At 46.1% G+C, this 25,073-nt stretch carries 15 protein-coding genes; 3 read left to right on the plus strand and 12 right to left on the minus strand.

Annotation, left to right across the window (positions count from 1 at the left end):
- Positions 1–37 precede the first annotated feature (37 nt).
- Both DWW90_RS01105 and DWW90_RS01110 read right to left on the minus strand, forming a co-directional pair.
- Complete coding sequence (locus DWW90_RS01105) at positions 38–1,525, minus strand: xylulokinase (RefSeq protein ID WP_122343670.1); 1,488 nt, start codon at positions 1,523–1,525, stop codon at positions 38–40.
- A 9-nt stretch (positions 1,526–1,534) separates the two neighbouring features.
- Entirely contained in the window at positions 1,535–2,275 is a 741-nt protein-coding gene (locus DWW90_RS01110; RefSeq protein ID WP_187574939.1) for an NUDIX domain-containing protein, read from the minus strand.
- 186 nt (positions 2,276–2,461) lie between these two features.
- Between DWW90_RS01110 and DWW90_RS01115 the strand changes: the two genes are divergently transcribed.
- Both DWW90_RS01115 and DWW90_RS01120 read left to right on the plus strand, forming a co-directional pair.
- Positions 2,462–4,282: a TrkH family potassium uptake protein gene (locus DWW90_RS01115; RefSeq protein ID WP_122343671.1), complete on the plus strand. Its 1,821-nt coding sequence runs from the start codon at positions 2,462–2,464 to the stop codon at positions 4,280–4,282.
- Positions 4,283–4,297: 15 nt separating this feature from the next.
- Positions 4,298–4,984: a TrkA family potassium uptake protein gene (locus tag DWW90_RS01120; protein WP_122343672.1), complete on the plus strand. Its 687-nt coding sequence runs from the start codon at positions 4,298–4,300 to the stop codon at positions 4,982–4,984.
- Positions 4,985–5,049: 65 nt separating this feature from the next.
- On the opposite strand, the gene DWW90_RS01125 is transcribed toward DWW90_RS01120, so the two are convergent.
- Both DWW90_RS01125 and DWW90_RS01130 read right to left on the minus strand, forming a co-directional pair.
- The gene (locus DWW90_RS01125; protein ID WP_115500255.1) at positions 5,050–6,333 is read right to left on the minus strand and encodes a hemolysin family protein; all 1,284 of its coding nucleotides are present in this window, start codon (positions 6,331–6,333) and stop codon (positions 5,050–5,052) included.
- Between the two features lie 155 nt (positions 6,334–6,488).
- Entirely contained in the window at positions 6,489–6,794 is a 306-nt protein-coding gene (locus DWW90_RS01130) for a hypothetical protein (protein ID WP_122343673.1), read from the minus strand.
- 292 nt (positions 6,795–7,086) lie between these two features.
- Here DWW90_RS01130 and DWW90_RS01135 point away from each other — a divergent pair, with 292 nt between their 5' ends.
- The gene (locus DWW90_RS01135) at positions 7,087–7,515 is read left to right on the plus strand and encodes an HIT family protein (protein ID WP_122343674.1); all 429 of its coding nucleotides are present in this window, start codon (positions 7,087–7,089) and stop codon (positions 7,513–7,515) included.
- Between the two features lie 59 nt (positions 7,516–7,574).
- Here the strand turns inward: DWW90_RS01135 and DWW90_RS01140 are convergent, their stop codons facing one another.
- The 8 genes from DWW90_RS01140 to DWW90_RS01175 form a co-directional block, all read right to left on the minus strand.
- Positions 7,575–8,516, minus strand: coding sequence for a sugar phosphate isomerase/epimerase (locus tag DWW90_RS01140; RefSeq protein ID WP_122331906.1), 942 nt, complete (start codon positions 8,514–8,516; stop codon positions 7,575–7,577).
- 77 nt (positions 8,517–8,593) lie between these two features.
- Positions 8,594–10,978 (minus strand): ABC transporter permease, encoded by a 2,385-nt coding sequence (locus tag DWW90_RS01145; RefSeq protein WP_122343675.1) that lies wholly within the window; start codon positions 10,976–10,978, stop codon positions 8,594–8,596.
- Positions 10,979–11,169: 191 nt separating this feature from the next.
- The gene (locus DWW90_RS01150; protein WP_115500250.1) at positions 11,170–11,850 is read right to left on the minus strand and encodes an ABC transporter ATP-binding protein; all 681 of its coding nucleotides are present in this window, start codon (positions 11,848–11,850) and stop codon (positions 11,170–11,172) included.
- Between the two features lie 31 nt (positions 11,851–11,881).
- The gene (locus DWW90_RS01155; protein WP_122343676.1) at positions 11,882–14,260 is read right to left on the minus strand and encodes an ABC transporter permease; all 2,379 of its coding nucleotides are present in this window, start codon (positions 14,258–14,260) and stop codon (positions 11,882–11,884) included.
- 14 nt (positions 14,261–14,274) lie between these two features.
- Entirely contained in the window at positions 14,275–16,623 is a 2,349-nt protein-coding gene (locus tag DWW90_RS01160) for an ABC transporter permease (RefSeq protein ID WP_122343677.1), read from the minus strand.
- A 213-nt stretch (positions 16,624–16,836) separates the two neighbouring features.
- Positions 16,837–19,845: a hypothetical protein gene (locus DWW90_RS01165; RefSeq protein WP_147382387.1), complete on the minus strand. Its 3,009-nt coding sequence runs from the start codon at positions 19,843–19,845 to the stop codon at positions 16,837–16,839.
- A gap of 12 nt (positions 19,846–19,857) precedes the next feature.
- Complete coding sequence (locus DWW90_RS01170) at positions 19,858–22,758, minus strand: peptidase M26 (RefSeq protein ID WP_122343679.1); 2,901 nt, start codon at positions 22,756–22,758, stop codon at positions 19,858–19,860.
- 120 nt (positions 22,759–22,878) lie between these two features.
- Entirely contained in the window at positions 22,879–24,534 is a 1,656-nt protein-coding gene (locus tag DWW90_RS01175) for a helix-turn-helix domain-containing protein (protein WP_122343734.1), read from the minus strand.
- Between the last annotated feature and the right edge of the window lie 539 nt (positions 24,535–25,073).

Consider the following 25,073-nt stretch of genomic DNA (forward strand, 5'->3'; position numbering starts at 1 on the left):
TAATCAATTAAACAATTCTACATTTACAAATATGGAGCTACTCCAACGCTTTCTCCAGCCTTTCCTTCCATATCTCAAAAGCACCGCAATATTTATCCGCTTTCAGACCGTCGGGTTCTATCACACTGATCTTTTTCAGGGAAGCGAACGCTTCTTCCGCCGAAGTGTAGACACCCGCACCGATACCGGCTCCTTTAGCTGCCCCGGCAGCTCCGTTCGTGTCATAAAGTTCGATCACCGTTCCGGTCACACCGGCCAGCGCATCCCGGAAGATCGGACTCAGGAAGAGATTCGCATTTCCGGCACGGATTACTTCGATATCGATTCCCATTTCATTCATGATATCCATACCGTATTTGAAGGAGAAGACGATGCCTTCCTGGGCGGCACGAGCGATATGGGCTTTGTTATGAATATTGAAATTCAGCCCATACATAGAGCAATCCACCGGCTTGTTCTGTAACATACGTTCCACACCGTTCCCGAAAGGCAGGATCGACAGGCCTTCCGAACCGATCGGCACGGTTGCCGCCAATTCATTCAGTTCCGGATAGCTGATCCCTTCGGGAGCCACATTACGCTTGATCCATGAGTTCAGGATGCCCGTTCCGTTAATGCATAACAGCACGCCCAGGCGGGTCTGTTCATCCGAATGGTTGACATGCGCAAATGTATTCACACGTGACAAAGTATCATAATTCACCTTGCCGTTCACACCATATACGACGCCCGACGTTCCGCCTGTAGCTGCGATCTCACCCGGATTCAGCACATTCAATGATAAAGCATTATTCGGCTGGTCGCCTGCACGATAGGTAACAGGCGTCCCTTTCTTCAACCCCAGTTCCGAAGCGACGGAGCCGAGCAATTCGCCCTGCAGGCCGAAAGTCGGACGGATATCCGGTATCAGGTCTTTACTGAAGCCGAAATAACGCATCAACTCTTCCGACACCCTGTTATTCCGGAAATCCCAGAAGATACCTTCCGACAGGCCGGAAACAGTCGTCACGATATCGCCCGTCATACGCATGGCAATAAAGTCGCCGGGCAACATGAATTTATACACCTGTTCAAATATGTGCGGCTCAAGCTCCTTGACCCATGCCAATTTGGAGGCGGTGAAGTTTCCGGGGGAATTCAGCAGGTGCGTCAAACACTGTTTCTCGCCAATCGACTTGAAAGCACGCTCGCCGTAAGACACGGCCCGGCTGTCACACCAGATAATAGACGGACGCAAAACCTGCATCTTCTTATCCACCAACACAAGCCCGTGCATCTGGTAAGAGATACCGATCGCCTCGATCTCAGTTCCTTTGATCCCGGCTTTCGAGATCGCCCCTTTTATGGCTTCTTTCAGAAATATCCACCAATCATCCGGATTCTGCTCTGCCCATCCGGGACGTACGGCATTGATCACCGCCTCTTCTTTCGGATAAAAATCGGAAGCAATCGTCAGTCCCGTATCCTTATCGACAATTGAAGCCTTCACCGAAGAGCTTCCGATATCACAACCTAATAAACACATATTATTATTTTATATCTTGTTAAAATTCGAATGTAACTTATTATACTTTATCCTGTCGAACCGGAAATAGCGAGCTGCCCGGTGGTTTACACCTGTTTCCGTTTCATCTGTCTGCACGATATACTCCATCGTAGACATTTTCTTACGGAAATTACGGACATCGACCTCCTTATCGTAAACGATTTCAAAAATACGCCGCAACTGATAAGCGGTAAACTTCGGAGGAAGGTAGTCGAAGACAATGCCCGGCTCGCGATCCACCCAATCCCGTATCTCTTGCCTGGCAGCTTCTATGATTTCTTTATGGTCGAAGGGCAAATGAGGCAGTTCGTTAACCGGAGCCCAGATCAGGGTATCGGACTTCTCATCCATCGTCGTCTTTTTCCCGATCTTGCACAACGCCAGGTAAGCAACCGTCACGATCCTTGAAATCTTCATTTTGGAAGCATTTTCCAACCATTGTACGTCTTCTTTATTTTTTGTCCGGGCGGGAGAGCCGAAACTCCGGAACTGTTTCAGGGCAACGCGCTTCAAACCGGTCGCTTCGTTCAGCACACGATAGGCAGCCGTGTCCAAGTCTTCACTTTCGTAAATCAAGCTCCCCGGCAGTTTATAATGTTTTTCATCACTGCCGGCCACCTGCCTTTCGACAAGCAACACACACAATTTATCTTCGTTTGTCCCTAATAATACGCAATCTACCGAAACATGCGGGTAAAACATTTCTTTCTTATTTTTCTGTGTTTCCATAATATCGTAATAAAGATTTATCGCAAATATAAACTTTAAAACAATATCAGACATAATGTATTTATAACAATATGTATCAAGGATGATTTAAACCCGGATATTTAACATACATTACCACGCGCGAAAAAAAAGGGCTCATGCTTCTAACATTTATTTAATACATTTGTTCTTTTAAAAAGACAAGACATGGATTTCAAGCATCTACAATTCTCTCTCCGTATGTATTGGGCGAACATGAAAGGTTTGCTGAATATGATTGCAGAAGGGATTATACTTATCGCCTCGATCGCCACCCTCTTTACGCTGGTCTACCAGTTCGGATTCAAATATTCAGTTCACGTCACCCATATGCTGGAAACAAGCCGGATTTATCTGTTGCTGGCATTTTTCACAGGGATTTCGCTCCGGTACATTTTGAAGTTCAAAGAGATCATACAGGAGAAATTGCTCTATCTGGATATAGGAATCTATTTTTTCCTGTTCGCCGTTCTGTCGGGGAAGGTGTTTTTCAAGGAGGCGATCCATCAATCGCTGCCCTACCTGAGCTTTCTGACAGAACCGCTGTTTATTTATTTCCTGCTGTTGCTGTTGAGCGTCATCCACCTGTCGCGGCAGACTTTCACCTTGCTGCAAAGCCATATAAAGCCGTCTTTCCTGTTCCTGCTAAGTTTCGTATTTGTCATTCTGGTCGGTTCGGGACTGCTGATGCTGCCTAACGCCACGGTTCACGGCATCCACTTCATCGACGCCTTGTTTATATCAACGACTTCCGTTTGCGTCACCGGACTGACAACGGTTGATGTGGCCACGACTTTTACCCAGACAGGGCATATCATCATCATGTTCCTGATTCAGATAGGCGGGATCGGAGTCATGACCTTTACCAGCTTTTTTGCTTTGTCTTTTATGGGACATTCTTCTTTCAGCAGCAAGCTCGTCCTGAAAGATATGCTCAACGAAGACCGGATAAACGGGCTTTTCCGGGTAATCCTCAACATCCTGTTCGTGACCCTTTTCATCGAAGGAGTCGGCGCGTACCTGATCTATATGGATGTGAAAGGTTCTCTGCCGGGAGGGATGCAGGAAGAGGTATTCTATGCCGTGTTCCATGCAGTCTCGGCATTCTGTAATGCGGGAATATCGACCCTGAGCGGAAATATGTACGACCCGCTGGTGATTCACAAATACAATCTGCATGTCTGGATCTCCCTGCTGATCATATTCGGAGGCTTGGGATTCCCGATCGTTTTCAACTATCTGAAACTATTGCGGCATTTACTTGTCAACAGCTTCAAAATCCTTATCGGACAGCAGAAACATTACATTCATACACCGCGTATTATCAATATCAACACGTATATCGTAGTAATCAGCACACTGGTATTGCTGGCCGGCGGAACAGTTTTCTATTACCTGCTTGAAATGAATAACACACTGGCCGGATTGCCGTTCAGAGGACAGCTTGCCAATGCGTTCCTGGGAGCCACGACGCCCCGTACGGCAGGTTTTTGTGTAGCGGACATGAGTTCGCTGACCTCCGGCACACTGATGTTGACGTTGATCCTGATGATCATAGGAGCAGCTCCCATGTCGACCGGCGGAGGCCTGAAAGTGACAACCGTATGTGTCGCCTTACTGACAGCCCGCAATGCCGCCCGGGGAAAAGAGAATGTGGAAATCCGTAAACGTGAAATCTCCCGGGATACCATACGCAGGGCTTTCGCGACGATTGTTTTCTATTTCTGCTGGTTGGGCCTGGCAGTATGGCTCTTGTCCGTCACGGAAAAAGGCGCATCGGTATTTACACTGACATTCGAAACGGTGTCTGCACTCAGTACAGTCGGGCTAAGCCTGAATTTCAGCCCGATGCTAAGCCTGCCGGGAAAGCTGATCATCATCTTTACCATGCTGGTCGGCCGTATCGGCATACTGACCTTCTTCATCAGTTTCAGCAAAGAATATAAAAAGAAGAACTACACATATCCACAAGAGAATATATTAATGTAACATAAGCTATACAGTATGAAATATTTAGTAATCGGATTAGGAAACCTGGGACGTGCCATCGCTGAAAGCCTGACACGCATCGGTAATGAAGTGATCGGCGTCGACGTCGACCAGCATAAGATCGAAGCCGTAAAGCATACGATCTCGGGAGCGATCAGTCTCGACACGACAGACAAGGACGCACTGAATACCTTGCCGCTAAACGAAATGGATGCGATCTTCGTCACCTTCGGCAAAGATTTCGGAACCTCCATCCAAACGGTTGCGATGCTTAAAAATCTGGATGCAAACAAGCTGGTCGTACGGGGAATCTCTCCTATCCATGAAGCGGTAATCCGCTCGATCGGTGTGACCGAGATTATTACGCCGGAAGATGATTTTGCAGGCATGTACGCCTCCCAATCTTTATTTGGGAAACGGTTCAAACAATGGTACAGAGTGACAGACACCCATCACCTGTATAAAATAAAAGCGCCCGCCACCTTCGTCGGGCAGACTTTACAGACGATAGACCTGGAAGAAAATTTCGGCGTGCGCCTTGTCGGCATCGAACGCCCCAAAGAAGAACGCAACCTGATCGGACTGAAACAAATCCAATTTTCCGTGATCAGCAAAATCACCGGCGACCTGACAATAGAAGAAGACGACTTGCTGATCCTGTTCGGCAAGATGGAGGTCCTGCATAAACTGGCCGAAATATAATTCCATGCCCATGCAATCCGTTTTCCATGGGCATGGAATTTCGGACGGATGGGCATGGAATAATTTTACGATACCTCGTCTTCCGGTAATTTCTTCACCAAAACCTTATCGATGCGGGCGCCGTCCATATCGACTATCTCGAACTCGAAATTCAACCATGTCAACCTTTCGCCTGTCTTCGGAACCCGTTCCAGGATTTCAAGGATCAGACCGCTTAACGTGTTATAGTCATGTTCGGCATACAGGTCTTCCAAGTCGAAATATTCGAGGAAGTCATAGAAACTATACTGCCCGTCCACCAACCAGGAGCCGTCGGCACGTTGGACGATCTCGGCTTCTTCTCCGACTTCCGGCACCTGTCCGATCAATCCTTCCATGATATCTTTCAGGGTAACAATACCTTGTATGCCACCGAACTCATCCGTTACGATACCATATTTCGCACGCGCCTGTTTAAACTGTTCCAAAGCATTATACACGCTCTGGTTCTCCGGCATAAATTCGGCAGGACGGATCACCTGCTCCAAAGAAAAACCGGGTTCGTCGATGCGGCCAAAAAGGTCTTTCAGGTAGACAACCCCCTTGATCTCGTCAAACTTTCCGGAAGCGACAGGATAGATATTGAAAAGATTTTCCTGCACCTTTTCGCGTATCTGCTCGATACTGTCTGTCAAGTCCAACCATACAAGCTCGCTGCGGTGCGTCATGATAGAACCGACTTTACGGTCTCCCAGATTAAAGACACGTTCCACGATATCCTGTTCCACTTCCTGCACTTCTCCCCCGTCAAAGCCTTCTTTTACGATCGCCTTGATTTCTTCTTCCGTCACTTTATTCTCTTCTGCGCTATCCGTCCCGATCAGTTTTACGGTCAACGCCGTGCTCTTGGACAGTAACCATACGAAAGGCGAAGCAACCATCGACAGCAGGTTCATCGGTTTGGCAACCAACATCGAAACCTTTTCCGCATAACCCATACCGATACGCTTAGGCACCAATTCGCCGACGATCAGCGTCAGATAAGTAACGACAACGACAATTGTAGTTTTAGAAATTCCCAATGCATAAGGTTCCAGGAAAGGAACATGGCGCACATGCTCCGCCAAGTCGTAAGCGAAAGCCTCACCAGAATATAAACCTGTTAAAATACCGATCAACGTAATTCCGATTTGGATAGTAGAAAGAAATCTGTCCGGTTCGTTTGCTAATTTTAAAGCTGTTTGAGCAGATTTGTTACCTCGTTTTGCTTCCAGTTCGAGACGCGCCTTACGCGCCGACACCAAAGCAATTTCCGACATGGAGAGAAGTCCGTTCAATAAGATAAGACCAATAATAATGACAATTTCCATTTGTTATGTACACAGCGATTGATTATGGAGGCGAAGATATGAATTATTCGAACCACAATGTCTAACAAGATGAAAATATTTCCAATTAATATATAAAAAAAGCCATCCTATCTTCTCAGACAGGACGGCCTTGTATATTAATAGATAGATACGTACTATTCAACTACTTCACCTTTTTCATTCAGAACAACCGTTTGTTCCTTCTGATCTTTGTCTACAAGTACGACTTTATACTTCTTGGCACCATCGGCACCTGCGACGTATGCTTCTTTCACTGTACTTCCTTCATAAGACTTGGCAATTGCATCCTGTACAGCCTGGGGAAGATCTTTCACTTCGATCTTCACGAAATCATCCTGCATAACGTTTTCAACTGATGCCTGTACCGTTACTGCTTGTGCACTTTGTGATGCAAATGCAACACATGCTACTACTGCTACCATTAAAACAATCTTTTTCATGACTTTACTAATTTAATAAGTTTATACCCAATAATTAAAACCTAAACTTTAAATACAATCTGAAAAGATTAGTACAAGGATTATACCATAAACGATGCCAGCCGGGCACACAAAGCACACAACAATTGAAAGACAAAGCATAAAGCAGCAATTCCATATCCGGATGCCAGACAAAATCTGTAGAACAAGATGTAGAACGCGAGTATTTTTTCTACAATAAACACCCCAATCTCCCGCCAATCTCCATTTTAATTGTTAATTTAGCCACATCATTAATGAAATCTAATAAAATATGAATTTAAGTGATCCCAAAGATTGTCTGTATTGCCAGAACAATCAGACTTTACACGATCTGATGATCGAAATTGCCCCCTTGTCCGTATCCCGGTTGTTCCTGTTTAAGGAACAGACCTATCGAGGCCGCTGCCTGGTAACCTACAAAGACCATGTACACGATTTGAATATGCTCAGTGACGAAGAGCGGAATGCATTTATGGCAGATGTCGTACGGGTAACCCGCGCGATGCAGAAAGTATTCAATCCGCAAAAGATAAATTACGGTGCTTATTCCGATAAACTGTCACATCTTCATTTCCACCTGGCTCCCAAATATGAAGGCGGACCGGATTTCGGCGGAACATTCACCATGAACCCGCAGAAGGTTTATTTATCGGATGCGGAATATCAGGAAATGATTGAAAAGATAAAAGAGGTGTTGTAATAAAAAAAGGGCAGGTTTGGAACCTGCCCCTACGATGCAACCATTATATTATAATGTATTTACTTCACAAATGATGCTTTCTTCAGATAATTGGCGCAACCTTTCACTCCGTCAAATTGCTTGCCTTCGCCAATACCTTCCAGCTCAACGAAATAATCTTTATAGCCATTTGCATAGAATTGTTTGAAGATCGATTCGAAATTCATCATTCCGGATTCTCCTAAAACAGCACGATCCTTAATATGCAATACTTTGATACGATCCGCATATTTCTTCATATATTCGACAGGATCCTGCTGGCCCATAACAGCCCAGTAAACATCCATTTCAAAGAATACGAGGGAAGGATCTGTGTTTGCCAGGAAAATGTCGTAAACCTTTTCGCCCTTATTGTGACGCCCGAACTTCAATTCCTTACCGCCGGGAACTACTTTTGCAAACTCCATATCATGATTATGATAGCCGAACGGGATACCGGCAGCTTTTACGATCTTTCCGGCTTCGTTGAAGACTTCGCATACATATTTTGTTTCTTCCACACTACGGGTGCTGGGCTGGCCGGGCTGAACCAAATATTTCACACCAATCTTGGCATGGTCGTCAGCCGTCTTTTTCCAGTATTCCTTAATTTGGGGCAAGTTGTCTTTCGTGTACTCGCGAACAGGAGGATTCACGTGCGAACTGATGATCTTAAGACCGGCATCATCCGCCATCTTCTTAAATTCCATCATGTCGACACCATTGATCTTGCCGTTACCATAACCGGCCAGCTCCAATGTCTGGTATCCCATCCCTTTCAGTTTCTTCATTCCACCCGGAACATCCGTGTATAACTCCTTGCCTAAAGAATAGATTTGTAAACCGATATTCTTAGCTGCCATCGCCTCGGATACAGCAGGTGTTGCAGGCTGGGCTGCAACGGCATTCCCTACTTTACCGGCCATCAAGCCACCTAACGTAAACAGGGACGCATTTTTCAAAAAATTTCTTCTATTGATCATGGTCTATTAAATTTAGATTCTCCAAAGATATACTTTTATTCTGAAACTTTTCAGATATTTACCGGAAAAGGTTATTATCATTCATTTTTAATGCTTTCCACCGGATTTGCCGTAGCCGCCTTCCAGCTTTGGAAAACAACCGTAGCCAGCGTTATAAGCATTACCACGACCAAAGCTGCGGCAAACACCCACACATGAATAGGGGTTTTGTATGTGAAGTTCTCCAGCCATTTCGTTACGCCGTAATACGCAAGCGGAGTTGCCAGGACAAAGCATATCAGCACGATTGCGACATACCGCTTACTCAACATCCCCAAAATACCTCCGACTGTCGAACCGTGCACCTTGCGGATACCGATCTCTTTCTTCCGGTACTGCGACTCGAACACGACCAGACCGAACACACCTACCAGGGAAATAATAATCGCCAACAGACTGAACAGGAACACCATCATACTCAAGTTCTCTTCCTGGCGGTACAGACTGTCGAATATCGTATCGTAAAACAGCACATCCACCGGATAGGCCGGATCGATATCGGCCACGACTTTCCGGATATGATCTACTGCTTCGGGCAGGTTAGTACCCGCCTTGATCCGGATATAAGACACCGGTAACTGTCCCCAATAGTAATTTATAATCAAGGCGGTATTCTCCATCTTGCCACGCAAGGATGTAAAATGGACATCTTTTACGAAGCCCGCTATTTCGATCGGCTCATCCACTCCCATCCAGGGAATATTAAAAGAATCGCCATCTTTTATGTCATATTGATTACGCATGGCATCAAAAAGGATAAAAGTTAGTTTTTTACCCTTTTCATCCGCCTCGGTCAACTGGCGTCCGCCAGTCCGCTGAATCCCCATCACGTCGATAAAATTCCAGGAAACAGGCAGAGCATTGATACCCACATTCTGTTCCTTATACACTCCGCTCCAAGTCATATAGCTGTCCTGCGCTCCCAACTTTTCCTGTGCAAAGGCAACGTCTTCTATCCCCGGATATTCTTTCAGCTTATTGACATACGCATCCTTATTTTTAGCCGCCATCCTGCCGTTCAGTTCCACTACCGCGATGCGGTCTTTATCGAATCCGAGCGGAAAATGTTGCATATAACGGTTCTGCAGGTAAATGAAGAGTGCCCCGATAATCAAGACAAGCGACACCACAAACTGGAATCCCATCAGGCAAGTGCGCAGCTTGCGGCCGGCAGGCGAAAGCCCGAACGAACCTTTCAGCACCAGCGCCGGCGGAAACGAGGTGATATACCAGGCCGGATACAAGCCCGCCGCCAATCCGACCAACAATGATAAGCCACCGACCGCAACCAACAAGCCGATGTTGTGAGTCAATGCCAAATCTGCCTTTACAAAAGACAGTATCTCCGGACGGTTCAACACATAAATCAAGAACAAAGAAATCAAGAACGAAAGAAAAGCAATTCCCATCGCTTCCACCAAAAGAGACAAACGTAAAACAGACTCCGAACTTCCCAATACTTTCTGCGTATTAATGCTCTTGATGCGCAAAGGCGTCAATGCCGTACTGAAGTTGGTAAAGTTGATAGCCGCCACAATAATAATCAGGAAAGCAATCATCAGCAACAACTTTGTCGTCTCCGGATTACCGCTCTTGACCAGGCGGCCATCCTGCGATTCGTTCAGATAATAAATTTCACTGAAAGGACGAAGCCTGATATGTACATCCTCTTCTCCTTTATAGCATTTACTGAAATCGAACGTACGGTTAAAATTGTCGGCTACGGTTTCCGGTGATGCATCGGGAGTCAGCATGAGATAGCAGAAATAGTTATTACTGACCCAAGCGTCCTTCGTACGATCGTCATAGATAGCCGTATAAATCACATTGTTCAACTGCGTATTGCCAGGGAAATCTTTATACACCCCTCCTACAACCAGAAAGCCATCCGTATTCTTGCTCCAGATACTTTCTTCCATATTCAGGCGCTGGCCGACAGCCGAACCTTCGCCAAAAAACTTGCGCGCCATGCTTTCCGGTATCAACGCCTTCTCCACATCATTCAAGCAATCGGCATTGCCCTCCACCATATCGAAATGGTACATCTTCGTTATCTCCGGATAACAAGTGATAAACGGTTCTTTAAAGCCCACTTTATCCTGTCCCTGCAAAACCGTAAAATAGTATTCGCCGGTAAACGGATTGAACAAAGTCCCGGCGTCGATCAAAGGCGACGACTGGATAACTGCATCCACAAACGGGCGGGCCAGAATAGTCGAACCCTTATATTCTTTCATGTCCACTTCCACCCGGTAGATACGCGAAACGTTCGGATGACAACTGTCGAACGTCCGTTCATAGCGGACCTGCATCATAATAATGATAAAAGCGGCAAAGGACACCGACAAGCCCACCACGTTTAACGCAGTGGCCAGCCGGAACCTTCTCAACACACTTAGAAAATTTCTTAGAATCGTTTTCATATCAGATTGTCATTATTTTTATTCTTTCTGTCATAGCCGTGACTTGGTCTACAAGGACTACTGATATATTCTATCCAAATAGTGTGCCAAAACCCATATATTATTAACTATCAACAATATACTCAACCAGTATCTTTATCATAGTGTCAAATTATTTGACACACCTGTCCATTTTCTTTACAATTACAATCTTATATAAATTCGTTTACCGACGAAACAATGCTACCGTCGAACAGATTAATGATACGGTGAGCGAAACTTGCGTCGTGTTTGGAGTGGGTTACCATCACGATCGTCGTTCCCTCCCGGTTCAGTTCGGTAAGGAGTTGCATCACTTCCGCACCATTCTTGGAATCCAGGTTACCGGTCGGCTCATCGGCGAGGATAATCTTCGGATTCGAAACGACGGCACGGGCAATGGCCACACGCTGCTGCTGACCTCCGGAGAGCTGCTGCGGGAAGTGGTTGGCACGATGGCTGATATTCATCCGTTTCAGAATGTCGTTCACCATCTGCTTACGCTCGGCAGCTTTCACCTTCAGGTAGGTAAGCGGCAGTTCCACATTTTCGAACACATTCAGTTCGTCGATCAAGTTAAAGCTCTGGAACACGAAACCGATATTTCCTTTACGAACCTGCGTACGTTCTTTCTCTTTGAGATGTCCGACCTCTTTGTCCGCCAGATAATAGTCGCCCGATGTCGGGTTATCCAGCAAACCCAGGATATTCAGCAAGGTAGACTTGCCACAACCGGAAGGGCCCATGACAGCCACAAACTCGCCGTCTTTCACTTCCAGGGAGACATTGTTCAACGCGATCGTCTCCACTTCTTCCGTACGGAAAAACTTACTCAAACCTTCGATCTTAATCATAACCGTTCTTTTATCTATGATTTGTAATTTGTTATTCTGATTTTATATTATTTACCGGATTCTCATTTGCCACATGCCAATTCTGGAATGTCACCGTTACCACCGTAATCACACCCACAACCAGGAATGCAAACGGTAATACCCACCAATACATCGGCGTACGGTAAGCAAAGTTTTCCAACCACCGGTAAACACCATACCAGGCAACCGGAGCACCCAGGATAAAACAGATCAACAGAATCCAGAAATAGTTCACATTGAACATATACAAGATCTGGCCTGTCGTAGATCCCAGCACTTTGCGTACGGCAATTTCTTTCCGCCTGTATTCGCTCTCGAACACAACCAGTCCGAACACGCCCACAATCGAGATAAAGATAGCGATAAGACTGAACAATGTTATCAGCGAACCGATCTTCAATTCTTTTTCATACGTCCGTTGCATCACCTCATCATAGAAACGAACCACAAAAGGATACTCCGAATCAAACTTAGACAGCGACTCGCGCACATGTTTCATCCCGGCGCGAAGATCGCTTCCGGCTTTAAACTTCACATAGCCTGTATTATAATAATTGCCTTCCTGCCCCCATTGATATTTTCCCCATAAATAAAAGGCCATCGGGGAAACTTCCTGGCGGAAAGAAGCGAACTTGATGTTCGGGATGAAACCGATAATTTCGTCACCATCTATCTTTTCATTCAACTTCAAGTCGTATAACGCTTTTGCTTTTTCATTAAAAATGTAACAGCCATCCTCTTTCAGGTCATCTTCCGACCGGAAATCACGTCCTTCCTTCACTTCGATTCCCATCACTTTCAGGAAAGAAGAAGAGACAGGAAGACACTGGAAACTAATCTGTTCTCCATTATAATCACGCCCCCAACCCATATACTGATCTTGGCTGGCCAACAGGAACTGGGAATAAGTCACGTCTTCAACTCCGGCAAATGTCTTCAACTGGTTCGTGAAAGCATCCCGATTCTGATTGATCTTATTATTCAATTGAATCGTAATCATTTCCTCCTTATCATATCCCAGCGGCGCATTCTGCATATAATGATTCTGTAAATACATAAATAAGGAGCCGATAATCAGGATAAAGGAAGCCACAAACTGAATACTCACCAAGAAGCTCCTCATCCGGCGTCCGGCAAGCGAAAGCCCAAAACTTCCTTTCAACACCAATGCCGGCGGGAAAGAAGTGATGTAATAGGAAGGATAAAGGCCGGCCAACATTCCGACAATCACAGCAATCAAGGCCGTACCACCGATAATCCCCGGCTGTGCGCCGAACGACATATCAGCATCCACCAGAGAAGCAATCGGCGTTTTCTGTGCGAGATATAAAAACAGAAGCGAAAGCAGATAAGCAAAAATACTGACACAAACCGATTCCATCAACAGACAGCCCCGCAACATACGGTCGGAGCTCCCCAACACCTTCTGTGTATTGATACTCTTAATACGCATCGGGGTCAGTGCCGTACTGAAATTCGTAAAGTTAATGCCGGCAATAATAAGGATAACAAAAGCGATGGAGAAAAGCACAAGTATCGTCTGCCGGCTTGCCTTCGGCATCGAGTCGAAATCGACGTTATTCAAGAAATGGACATCGGGAAGGGAAGTCAAACGGAAATCGATACCATCTTCCCCACTTCCCCACGCAAACTTATCCCCTAAAGCCTCTTGCACATTAAAGTTACTCCTGAAATTATCCAGAACATTATCTTTATTGGCGAGATCATCCAGACGGACAAAGAAAAGATAATTCCAGTTTCCCCAATTATCATAATTTTCTTTCTCATACATAGCCGTGTACATCACGTTCTGCAAGGACGAATTAAGGGGGAAGTCCTTATAAACACCTTTTACAATTTTCGCATCTTCCTTAGGATTGGAAGAGATCAACCGTTTGTCCATGGCCGACTCATTCCCGAAAATCTTCTTTGCCATGCTCTCCGGAAGAATGACACTGTTCGGTTCGTCCAATGCATGTTCAGACCCTTCAAGCATATCGAAAGGGAACACTTTCAAAATTTCGGGAGTCACATTCCATGAGTTTTCCTTATAACTTGTCCGCTGCCCATTCTGATCGACATAGAAAAAACGGTTATCAATCCAGGCACTCAAAAGGCACCCCCCTTCTATATGAGGCGATGATTCGGTAAATGCCCGTGCAAACGGGCGGTTGATAATGGCCTGTGAACCCTGTCCGCCCCAAACAACATCCACACGGAATATAGACTGCGCATTCCGGTGGTTGCAGTCGAAGGTGTAATCATAATTCACCTGCATCATAATCAGCATAAAGGCTACAAAGGCTATGCTCAACCCCAACACATTGAGAAGTGTCGCCGCTTTAAAACGACGAAGTACGCTAAAGAAGTTTCGTAAGATCGTTTTCATACTCGATTTGTTATTTATTCACTTTTAAGACTGTCAACCGGGTTCGCATTTGCCACGCGCCAGTTCTGGATAGAGACAGTTAATAAAGTAATGGTCGTCACCGACAAGAAAGCCAGTACGAAAATCCACCATGAAAGACTTACTTTATAAATAAAACTTTCCTGCCAACGGATGATCGCATAATAGGCGACCGGAACGGCAACCACAAAACAGGCTGTCGCGATTTGCAAATACGTCTTATTAAAGAGACGTAACAGTTCGCCAATCGTTGCACCAAAAACCTTCCGAATGCCAACTTCTTTCCGTTTATATTCACTTTCAAGCATTACAACCCCGAAAACTCCGATCAGCGAGATCAACACCGTCACCAAGCTGAAGAAGGTGATCTGGCGTCCTACCCGCAGTTCTTTTTCATAGAGATAGTCCTGAACTTCATCGAACAGACTGATTTCCGGCAGGTAATTCGGGTCTATATCATGTAAAACACCCGTAAGAGCCGTCTTCAAATCGGTATAATCGACACCGGTGTGAGTACGGATCATCACCTTGGACAGATAAGTATTCTTTCCGACAAAAAAGCCAAAAGGTTCCGTTATGCTTTTGAAAGAATTATATTTCAGGTCCGGCATAAATCCGGCAATCTGTTCCCGTGCATGAAAATCGCCCCAATCCAGAGACAGGATATCCCCCGGTTCGAGTTCAAATTGCTTGCGTGCCATCTCATTAAAGATATACGTGCCGTCACCCGACGCATCCTCTGCCTGGAAATTCCTTCCGGCAACCGGCTTGATTCCCAAAACATCCAGGATCGAGGGATCTGCCTGAACCAACAAAAACTGTATCTCTTCGCCGTTGCGAGTGCGTCCCATGCGCGTATAGTTATCCGTTGCGCCAATCAGGTGCGAGACCATAGAGACAGACTCGACATCCGGCATTCCTCCTAATTTTTGCTTGATCAGCTCCGGCTGCTTCTTCAATTCGTTCGTCAAATTTCCGACGACAACCACCTGCTCCTTGTCAAATCCGAGCGGCAGATGGAGCATATACCGGTTTTGCAGGTTCACAAACAAAGCTCCGATGATCAGGACAAAAGAAACGATATACTGCAAACAGACCAGACAGTTCCTCAACTTCTTTCCCTTCGGAGACAGGCCGTAATTACCTTTCAACACCAATGCCGGCGGAAAAGAGGTGATGTACCGGGCAGGCCAGTAACTGGCCAACACCCCGATCACAACGACAAATCCTCCCGTACAGAGGATCAAAGGCAACCTACCCTCCAACGAAAGCCCGCCGACCACAATATCGGCAAACGAACTTCGCGACAGGCCATAGATATAAAACAAAGACAACAGGTATGCAACCAGGCAAATCCCTACCGCCTCCAAGACCAAAGAAAGGCGGATGATTCCGACACCCCCGCCCAATACCTTTTGCGTATTAATGCTTCTCACCCGCATCGGGACCTGTGCATTGCTGAAGTTGGTAAAATTGATCGCAGCAATCATGACGATCAGGAAAGCGATCCCCAACAGCAAGCGCAACAAGGTATAGCTGCCTTTCTGTTTTTGTGTATCGAAATGGCTGTCTGTCTGAAAATAAACCTCATGCAGGGAGACAAGGCGCAAGTCCATTTCTTCCCAGTTCAACTGGTCATGCCGGAAATATCGTTTGAAATTGCTAACCAATCCGGCAGCGGAAGCCGGATCATCCAGACGGAGGTAACACTCGTAATTATTCATTCCCCATTGTCCTGCCCCTTCCTGATCGGATATTTTCCTGTAAATAGCATTCCGCACAATGGAATTTTCCGGAAGATCCTTATAGACGCCGCCAACGACAACCGTCCAGCCCTCTCCCTCCAATTGTTGTCCCAATGCGGAAGATGAGCCGAAAAACTTCTGGGCCATCCCCTGCGATATCAGCGCCTGGCCGGGAACGGACAGAGCCGACCGGTCTCCTTCGACCATTGTAAGCTCGAACACATCGGCATAGTCTGCAGAGACAGGATATAAGGTCTCGAGGAAAGACTCCCGGTTTCCGTCATGCTCAACCATCACATACTGTTTATCGACAAAGCCATTCAAAAGCGCCCCCTTCACTATATGCGGGGAAGAAGCCACGAAAGCATCTATCAACGGACGGTTCAGGCAAGCCTGCCCTCCATAATCCTCATGCGTAATTTCAAGTCTGTAAAGGCAATCGGCATGTTTATGAAAACGGTCGAACCCCCACTCATACGTCATCTGCATCATCAGAATCAAAAACACAGCAAAGGCTACGGACATACCTATCAAGTTCAAGGCTGTCGGTAACCTAAACCGACGGAATACGCCGGAAAAGTTATATAACAAAGTCTTCATATCTTCATATGATTGGTTATTTTATGAAAAGCAGCAAATAATATGCCAAACAACATAACAATCAAATAATCAATCAGATAAATAAAAAGAAAATAGACAGCAGTGTCTAATTATTTGACACTGCTGTCTATTTTCTTGACACTTTATGCAAAGCTGGTTATCCCACCATATCCCTCATGGTCAGGTACTCATGCTAAACGCGTGCCATTGTTACTATTCCTTATATTCCGCAACCTGGAAGTAACACCTATCCGGATGCAGATATGGAAAACCACTGTTTACAGAGGCATCATCCAAGCTCCACACCGGCTTATAGTCCGGACCGTTTATTCCTTTAAAATCAAATCCCGAATATAGATCTTGCTTACCTTTGTCGGCATCGCTGACAATCGAAGACTCCCAATTTTTTCCACTTCCGTTGCGAATATAAAGGTGTGTCAGATCCCTTGTTACGAGATCGGTTGTCCCGACAGCTCCGTTTCCTTTCTCGACATTACCCGTATTGACAGCCCGGTAGCAACGACTGTTTGAACCCAGGGAGCCGGCAATGCCGCCTCGATGATCGCCACTCGTCGTAGATGCCCCTCCTTGCTGGCCCTTAATTTCGCCGGCATTATAGCAATCCAGGATATGATTGTCGTCGTCTTTTTTAGCACCTTCCACTTTGCCTAAAATACCACCCACGCAACCGTAATCTTCCTTCGACTTCGGAAAATCGACTGTCCCCCTGTTACAGCAATACCGGATATGCATCCCGTTTCCACCACTAAAATAGCCGACCAAGCCGCCTACGCCCATGTATCCGGCGTCGCTTCCGGTCATAACGGTCCCATGATTCACCGAGTTATAGACTGTTGTACGATAGGCGCACGTACCGGCAATACCGCCCAATCCGGAAGATTTATCCCCGAGTATTCCCTTAATGGTCCCATAGTTGGCAGCATTATAAATTTCAAACGAACCGTTCCCTGAACACCATCCGACAATACCGCCGCCCGTCATGTTCACCGACACATCTCCAAGATTCACAGCATTCGTCAACTTTATCACGACACCGGTACCCTTACTTTCCACATGGCCGATTATCCCGCCGACATTCGTTCCGCCGCTTATCACAGCTGAAGAGTAGTTGATCAGATTCTCGTAGCCACATTCTGCCCAATCGCTGCACAAATACCCGATGAGTCCTCCCAAGGCCTCGGAACCTGAACCTGTGCCATTGAACACCCCGCATTTACTTGCACAATCCCCGACAGGCGTATCAACGATATATCCGGCAATTCCTCCCACATAGTTCACACCGATGACAGTAGGGGTGACATAGATGCCGTTGATTCTGGATTTTTCAGCCCATCCGACCAGGCCTCCGACATATTTAGCTCCCGAATACAGGGCTCCGCTATTCACTTTCCCTGAAAAGAATGCCTTGTCGGAGTTATTGACAACCACATCGGTCCGGCTGAACACCGGCTTGTACGTTCCCTGGAGAGTTGTAGTCAGAAGGGATCCGGCGAAACCACCGGCGTATTCCAAAGCATTAACTTCCGTGTAGCCGCTCATTCGGACATTACCGAGATTGACCGTCCCGCAAGATTCCATATAACCTGCAAAACCGCCTCCCCGAGACGTCGCATTTATATGCCCTATGTCTATTGTCAGGGTAGATGAAGTTTGAAACTCTATATTCGTATTATAGACACGCCCTAAAACGCCTCCGCCATAATCACCTGCCACCTCTATATTAGATGTTAATAATGAGTTCCCGGCAAATTGCAAGGTGATGCCTCCGCCATCGGGAGGATTCAAAGACCCGATTAGCCCGCCAACGTAACCATTTCCTTTGACCATAAGACTCCCTAAAGGCAACTGATACGAGTCTATCGCCAACGTATAGGGGGCTGCACCATCAGAGACAACCTTCCCGGCCAGGCCACCCACTTCGGAAGTTCCGCTGATCGGATAATTAATCGTTACATTTTTTAAAGAGCATGAGCCAGTCATAAAAAGTTCCCCGATCAGGCCGCCCGTAAAGCTTTTTCCGGAGACAATCACCATATCCCTATCATCTGTGGAATGCGCAAACCGAATACTATCCGCGTCTATTCTACCATATAATTTACCGATTAAACCACCCGAATGCTCTCCACCTTCAAGGGAACCGAACGGATAATTAGATCCAATGTTTTTTACGTTCATGTGGACATTTTCCGCCCAGCCGATCAGGCCTCCCGTATAAGGACCGCATCCTACAAAGCCGACATCAACCTTAACGTCTTGAATCGTAAGATTACCCGGTGTATTCCCAGTTCCTTCGGCATAGCCGATCAGACCTCCGATCATTTCTCCCCCTGTAGTTATTTCCCCGCTCACTGTTACATTTTCAATGCGGACATTTCCTTGTGCTGCTCCTGCCAGCAAACCGCATTTGGAGGCAGGCTTCTGTATATGCGCGTCCCCAATACTCAGGTTTCGTATGACTGCACCGTCATAAAGAGCAGAAAAGAGACCGACATAAGAATCTTTCTCACTATTATTTGTCCCGGTGTACCGCAGGGGGCTTATCTTATTTTCGCCACCATCGTATATCCCGGCAAACGGTGCGCTTTTATAACCGTTTCCCTGGTAAAGGCATTCGGTAACAGGCGCATCGATATTACATATCTGTTTAAAATATTGTCCTTTACCGTAGTCACTGTCATACATGAGAAGCTGTCGCATCAAATAGGCGAAATCTTCGGTAGAGGAAATCAAGTATGGATTCGTATCGGTACCCTCTCCTACCAATTGGTCGTATTGATGCAGGGAGCTTTGTACGCCGCAGACCATGTGGTCTTGAAATGTCAGGCGATAACATTGCGGATAGATGTCTCCATCGGCCTCTTTCCGTATCCAGACGACATAGTCTCCATCGACAATAGCCTGGCCATGAGGGATAAAAAGGTCGCACGAAAGGAGACCGGAGGTACGCTTCAACCGCCCTTCAAAATCAAGCTGACTATTGTCGCTCAAAGACCGGAGTTGGAAATAGATGATTCCGTCGTCATCAACAAACTCCGTCTTACCTTCGGGCAAAGTAAAGGAACTAATCAGATGATCGCCTGATTCCGTCAGTGTAGACCCGAAACTGTTACGCTGGATATCATCATCGGAACAACCTCCGGCAACCAACAGGATTATCAAATATAAATAGAAATGCCATACAGGCTTATTTGTCGTTCTCATATACGATTGTTTTTATTGTTTAGGTTTCTCATATTGCATCTCAGACTGGTAGGGAACAGGGAAACTGCCGATGTTTGTATCAGGTAACGACCAACGTACGCTGAAATCCCAACCGCTATAACTTTTTTTATTATTCAACTGATCCAATTTCAATCCATAAAATATAGTCTCGTCATAATAATTAGAGGATGAGCCATTCCAATAATAAAGATTTTCATATCGGCTACCCAAAGCGTCTGTATAAGCCATATTGGGCCAACCGTAACCGACATTCAAGCAGTTCTTCAGCTTGGCGACTCTCTCCGGATGTCCGACAAGCGCCCCGCCCACATGGCCGTCACTGCCATTCAGACAATCCGAGACAAGGCAGTTTTGCGCCAGTTCTCCGACAAGGCCGCCGTTATACTTTTCTGAACTGGTAACGTTCATGTTTCCGAAGCTGACACATTGGGTGACCACCACTGCATTCTCGGCAAAATCATCTGCCAGGGCGATCATCGAATTGGCATACCCGACTCCGCTAATAACAACTCCCGCCGCCGAGAGCACCAGGCTGAGCCCACCGGTTGCAGGCGTGGCAACCATCCCCACCACCATTGCAACTGTTCCGGCATAGAAACATACGCCATCCACCAGGGAATGGGCAATCGATTCGACCTGTTTCCGCTTCAAGAGATGTTCGTAGCGCTCATCTCTTTTGTAATTCATGGCATCACGGTAGATCTCGTGGTTGGAACCTGTTTCATACCATTTTACAACATCGGCCCTGTTTTTCATAAATGCGTTGATCATCTCATCTCTCCGCAGATCTTTATCCTTAAAAGAAACCGAGAGTCTACTGACCAGCAATTGGTCCATATCCGACTCCAGCGTCTCCATTCCCATAGCCATTAACCCGCTTAGCGTGTTTGAAAAGACTTTCCGTTCTATGGGGTCGAGCAGATGCTTAAATTCGTGCTCCAGGGTAAAATAATTGACGGCTGTCATCACAATATCGTGTGTGGTGAATACTGCCTCGATAATAGCCTTTCCGCTTTTCCCGACAAAACCGGGAATAGGTATAATACCTGCGACCGAGACTAAAAACTCAGCAGATGCAAATATGGCAGAAATTTTATCCCTCGTAGTCCACACCCTTTTATCTCCGACTTCTCCGATGATGCCGCCGAGACGCGTATTTCCGGAGAGATTGGCAAAGTTGGCACAATAGTTCACAGCCAGACAACTTCCACCGATACCGATCATACCTCCGACATGGCTCCCCTTGACAGACACCGGTCCCATGTTTACATCCAAAGCCAGGGAACCAGTCATCATCGTGCCGCTCATTCCACCGGCATAGCCGGATGCAGATACAGGCGCAAAGTTGACCGAGTTGGAAATCGTAGACAACGGGGTCATCCCTATTACACCTCCGGCATATTCATTCGCAGCCTCGACAGCTCCATCATTATACGATTTATACACAGCTAATTGTGCCTCGCCACACAGACCTCCGACATAGCTATCACCTTTGACTGTTCCCTTGTTAGAGCAATATCCGATGAACGTATTGTTATAGCTGGCCTCCGGATTGACTGACACTAATGTGCTGCCCAGGATTCCTCCGACCCCTCTATAACCAGACACCTTTCCTTCGTTGCTGCAGGTAATAATCGTACTGATCCCGCTTCCGCCCACAATACCTCCTGTACCGAGGTTAAGAAGAGAGGTAGAAGGAACACCAGCCGGTTTACCATTTTCTACCTTATAACCTGTAACACTCGAACTGTTAGTACAAAGATAGACATACAAAGAGTCTGCATAACCGACTATTCCACCGGCATTTGTATATAAAGCATCAACAGTGCCATTCGAGTTGTGCGAGTTTGTAATTTGCGTGGCCGATCTCAGGTTGGCGCCTCCCAGGATACCGCCTACAGCGATAGCGCCGGACAAGTAGGTCGTTTCTACACTACAGGAATCTATCCACAGCTTCACATCAGGATCTACACAACCGACAATTCCACCAACGGCCAGACCATCTTTCTGGCGGCCTGCTATCACTGACGTAGTCACCTTACATCCTTTTATAAAGGAGGCATCGCGTCCACTTCCCGATGTAACGACCGCGCCGGCTATGGCCGACACGGCGCTAAGACCGGTGATATTGGCGTGATATATCTCCAGGTCCATGATAGCTGCCTTGTCTATGTATCCGAACAAGCTGGCACCGACTTTATTCTGGTCAGACATGGTTAGATTCAGGATTTTATATCCATTTCCGAAATAATAGCCGGTAAACGGATGAGTACTGCTCTGTCCTATCTGGTACCAATTGCCTTCCCAACCACACTGATTGTTATAGTCATCCATATTAATATCGTGCACCTGAGAGAAGCAGGAAGACGAAGTAATCACGCCATTCTGGATAGCATATCTGATTTTAGTCAGATCCTCAGAGCTGCTGATCAGATACGGATCGTCCTGGGTTCCACTGCCGAATAGTTTAGCATTGCCGGCGTATGTGCTTTCCAACTGGATACCTTCTTTCGTCACATTCAATTTACAACATAAGCCAAATTTCCGTTTTAACCCGTTAATATCCGGGCATTCCGATTTTACTGTATATTCGAGATACAGCAGTAGATATTTACCCTCTTTCAAACCTCTTTCCATTGAAAAATGAGAGACACCGGAAAACCGCTGGTGCTTGGCATTCCTATGGATGATGCTACCGTCGGGTGTCTTGAAATAAAAAGTGAGTTCGCCGTACGAGAAATCCTCCGTCTCATTCGAGAAAGTGACCTGGTCTTGCGGACCCTCATAAACGTCCCCGGAAGTCGGAGGTGTTTCGGGTGTTATAACATCACGATCCGAGCAACCGGACAGGACAAAAAGAAAGAGTAACAGATAAAAGCAGTTTGTCTTCATACACATACAAATATTAGGATTTACTAAGTTTGTCCTAAATGTGTAAATATTTACCTTAACAGGTGTCCGTGTGGCGCAAAACTTTTGTCCGTATAAAGCAAAAGACTGATGTTTAAATATTTAACCTTCCTTATTTTCTTCCGAAAGTTTTCTGTATTCGGTAGGCGACATGCCATAGCTTTGCCTGAAAAGACGATAAAAAACCGAACGGGAGGCAAATCCCGAATCATAACAGATCCGGTCGATTGAAAGGCCGGAGGGTTGGGTAAGTAAGCCGGCGGCATGTTTCAAGCGGAAATCATTGAGAAACTCCCCGACCGTCATGTTGCCGCCATAAGCACGTACGGCCTCCATCAAATAGGTACGGTTGGTTCCCAAGCGTTTCGCCAGTTCATCCCTATTGAGGGACGGAGAGGTAAAAAGTTTTTCATTTTCCAGCAATTCGTTCAGGCTTATGAATAAGCGTAATTCCCGGGAAAGATCACCCTCCGGAATCTGCCGGATCGTTTCGGCCGCTTTGTTTTCCCGTTGAAGCTTTTCCTGGATACGACGGTAAAGTATCCGGTTTTTCGCTTTCAATCGCCGGGAATAGACGATATAGCCGGATAGCAGTAAAACCAGTAATAAACAACCGGTAAAGGCGCAAATCATCCAGATCCGGGCATTTCGCTTCTCCCTGTTCAGCCGGTCTACCTCGAAAAGCGTATGTAGTTGATCTATCCTTGCGTTGATATTCAAACTGTTTACCGAGTCTTTCATCTGTATATAGGTTTGGTAGAACGGTGCACAAGACTGGGGTTCGTCGGAATAGGCCAACAGTTCAGCTTTCCTCAACAGGTCGTCCATATAAAAAGAAAGGTCGCCTTTATGTGCCGCCAACAAAATATCCATATCCTCAATCGCCCCCCGATAATCTCCTTCCGCTTGCCGCAAGGCACAACGGGCTTCGTAAAAATGCTCATAAGCGTTTGCCGGAATCTGGGGATAGATAAAAGAAGCAGCCTCATCCAACAGACGTTTTGCCTCTTGCACCTGTCCGTCCTTCAAAAGAGACAAAGCCAAAAAGGCGCGGGCCGTAACGGGATAATGGCCGGTAGGATCCGGTTTCTCATGTTCTTCCCTCCACTTCACAAGGGTGGCATAATCTCCGGCATAGCGGATTATCCCCTCCACATCATCCATTTTCAAAACCGTCATAAATAACCATTCATATAGCACAGCCGATACATAGAGGACTTGGTTCTTGCCGTTCTCGTAAGAAGGACATATCGCAAGTCCCTTTTCAAGGACCATGAGCGCCTGTCCGTATAGACCTAATTTATAATACATGCTTCCCTGCACCTGCAAAGCCATAACCATACCTACCGGCTGATTGATCCGTTGAGCCGTCTCGTACATAACGACAGCCTCTTCTTTGGCTTCGTCAAACCGTCTTAGCTTAAACAGTCCGGATATATAAGTACTGTAAGCGGAAAAATAAAAACTGTATTGCTTTGCCTCCAATATAAAAGGAAGGCACTCCCGAGCCTCGGCAATCGCCGAATCAGCGGAATAGAAGTTGAAAAGACACTGCATCCGGTTTAACCGCGATTGGCAAATTGCCGGGGTATCACACCGTAGGACCGCATCATCAACTGTCGCATTCCAATCGGCTATATCATTGCTTGACATGGCGGTACGCATCAAAAAAATATATTTATTCCTTCCGGTGGCAGTATCAGCCCGGCACAGACATACACAAAGCAAGAAAACAAACAGGAAAAGTTTTTTTCTCATCACATCTTTGTTTAAAATCATTCAAACAAATATACGCATTTTACGAAATACCAAGGCATATATAACAAGAAAACATAAAGAGTACGAAAAAACACATCAGTTTCATGCGACCTCTGGGTTGAAAAAAAAGGAACAGGCAAGAACTTCTATTATAGAGAGAGTTTTTAGGGTTATACCCCTAAAAACTCTCAGAAAAAGTACTATCTTTATAGGGGATAATACAATAACCCCCTTCTCAGGCTATTTTTCTATTTCGTCTGAAATTTCGATCGATTTTGGATTGACTCTTTTCACGGTTTTAACCATTCCGGCTGACACCGGACGGAATGAGGTGCTGAGGTTATCCCAAAAAGCGTACAATTTGATTACCGAAAGACGGAAACGCCGGCAAAGTGATAAACCTTAACTCCCGGAGAATCGATTATTTGAAAACAAAACGGACGACGTTCCAAATATCTCAAGGAAATTCAGGTGCTTTTTTGCCATGAAAACGGTCCTCTTTCCCATTACGACCGTCCTAATCGCCATTACGACCGTCC

The organism is Parabacteroides sp. AF17-28 (assembly GCF_003479205.1).
GTDB lineage: Bacteria > Bacteroidota > Bacteroidia > Bacteroidales > Tannerellaceae > Parabacteroides > Parabacteroides acidifaciens.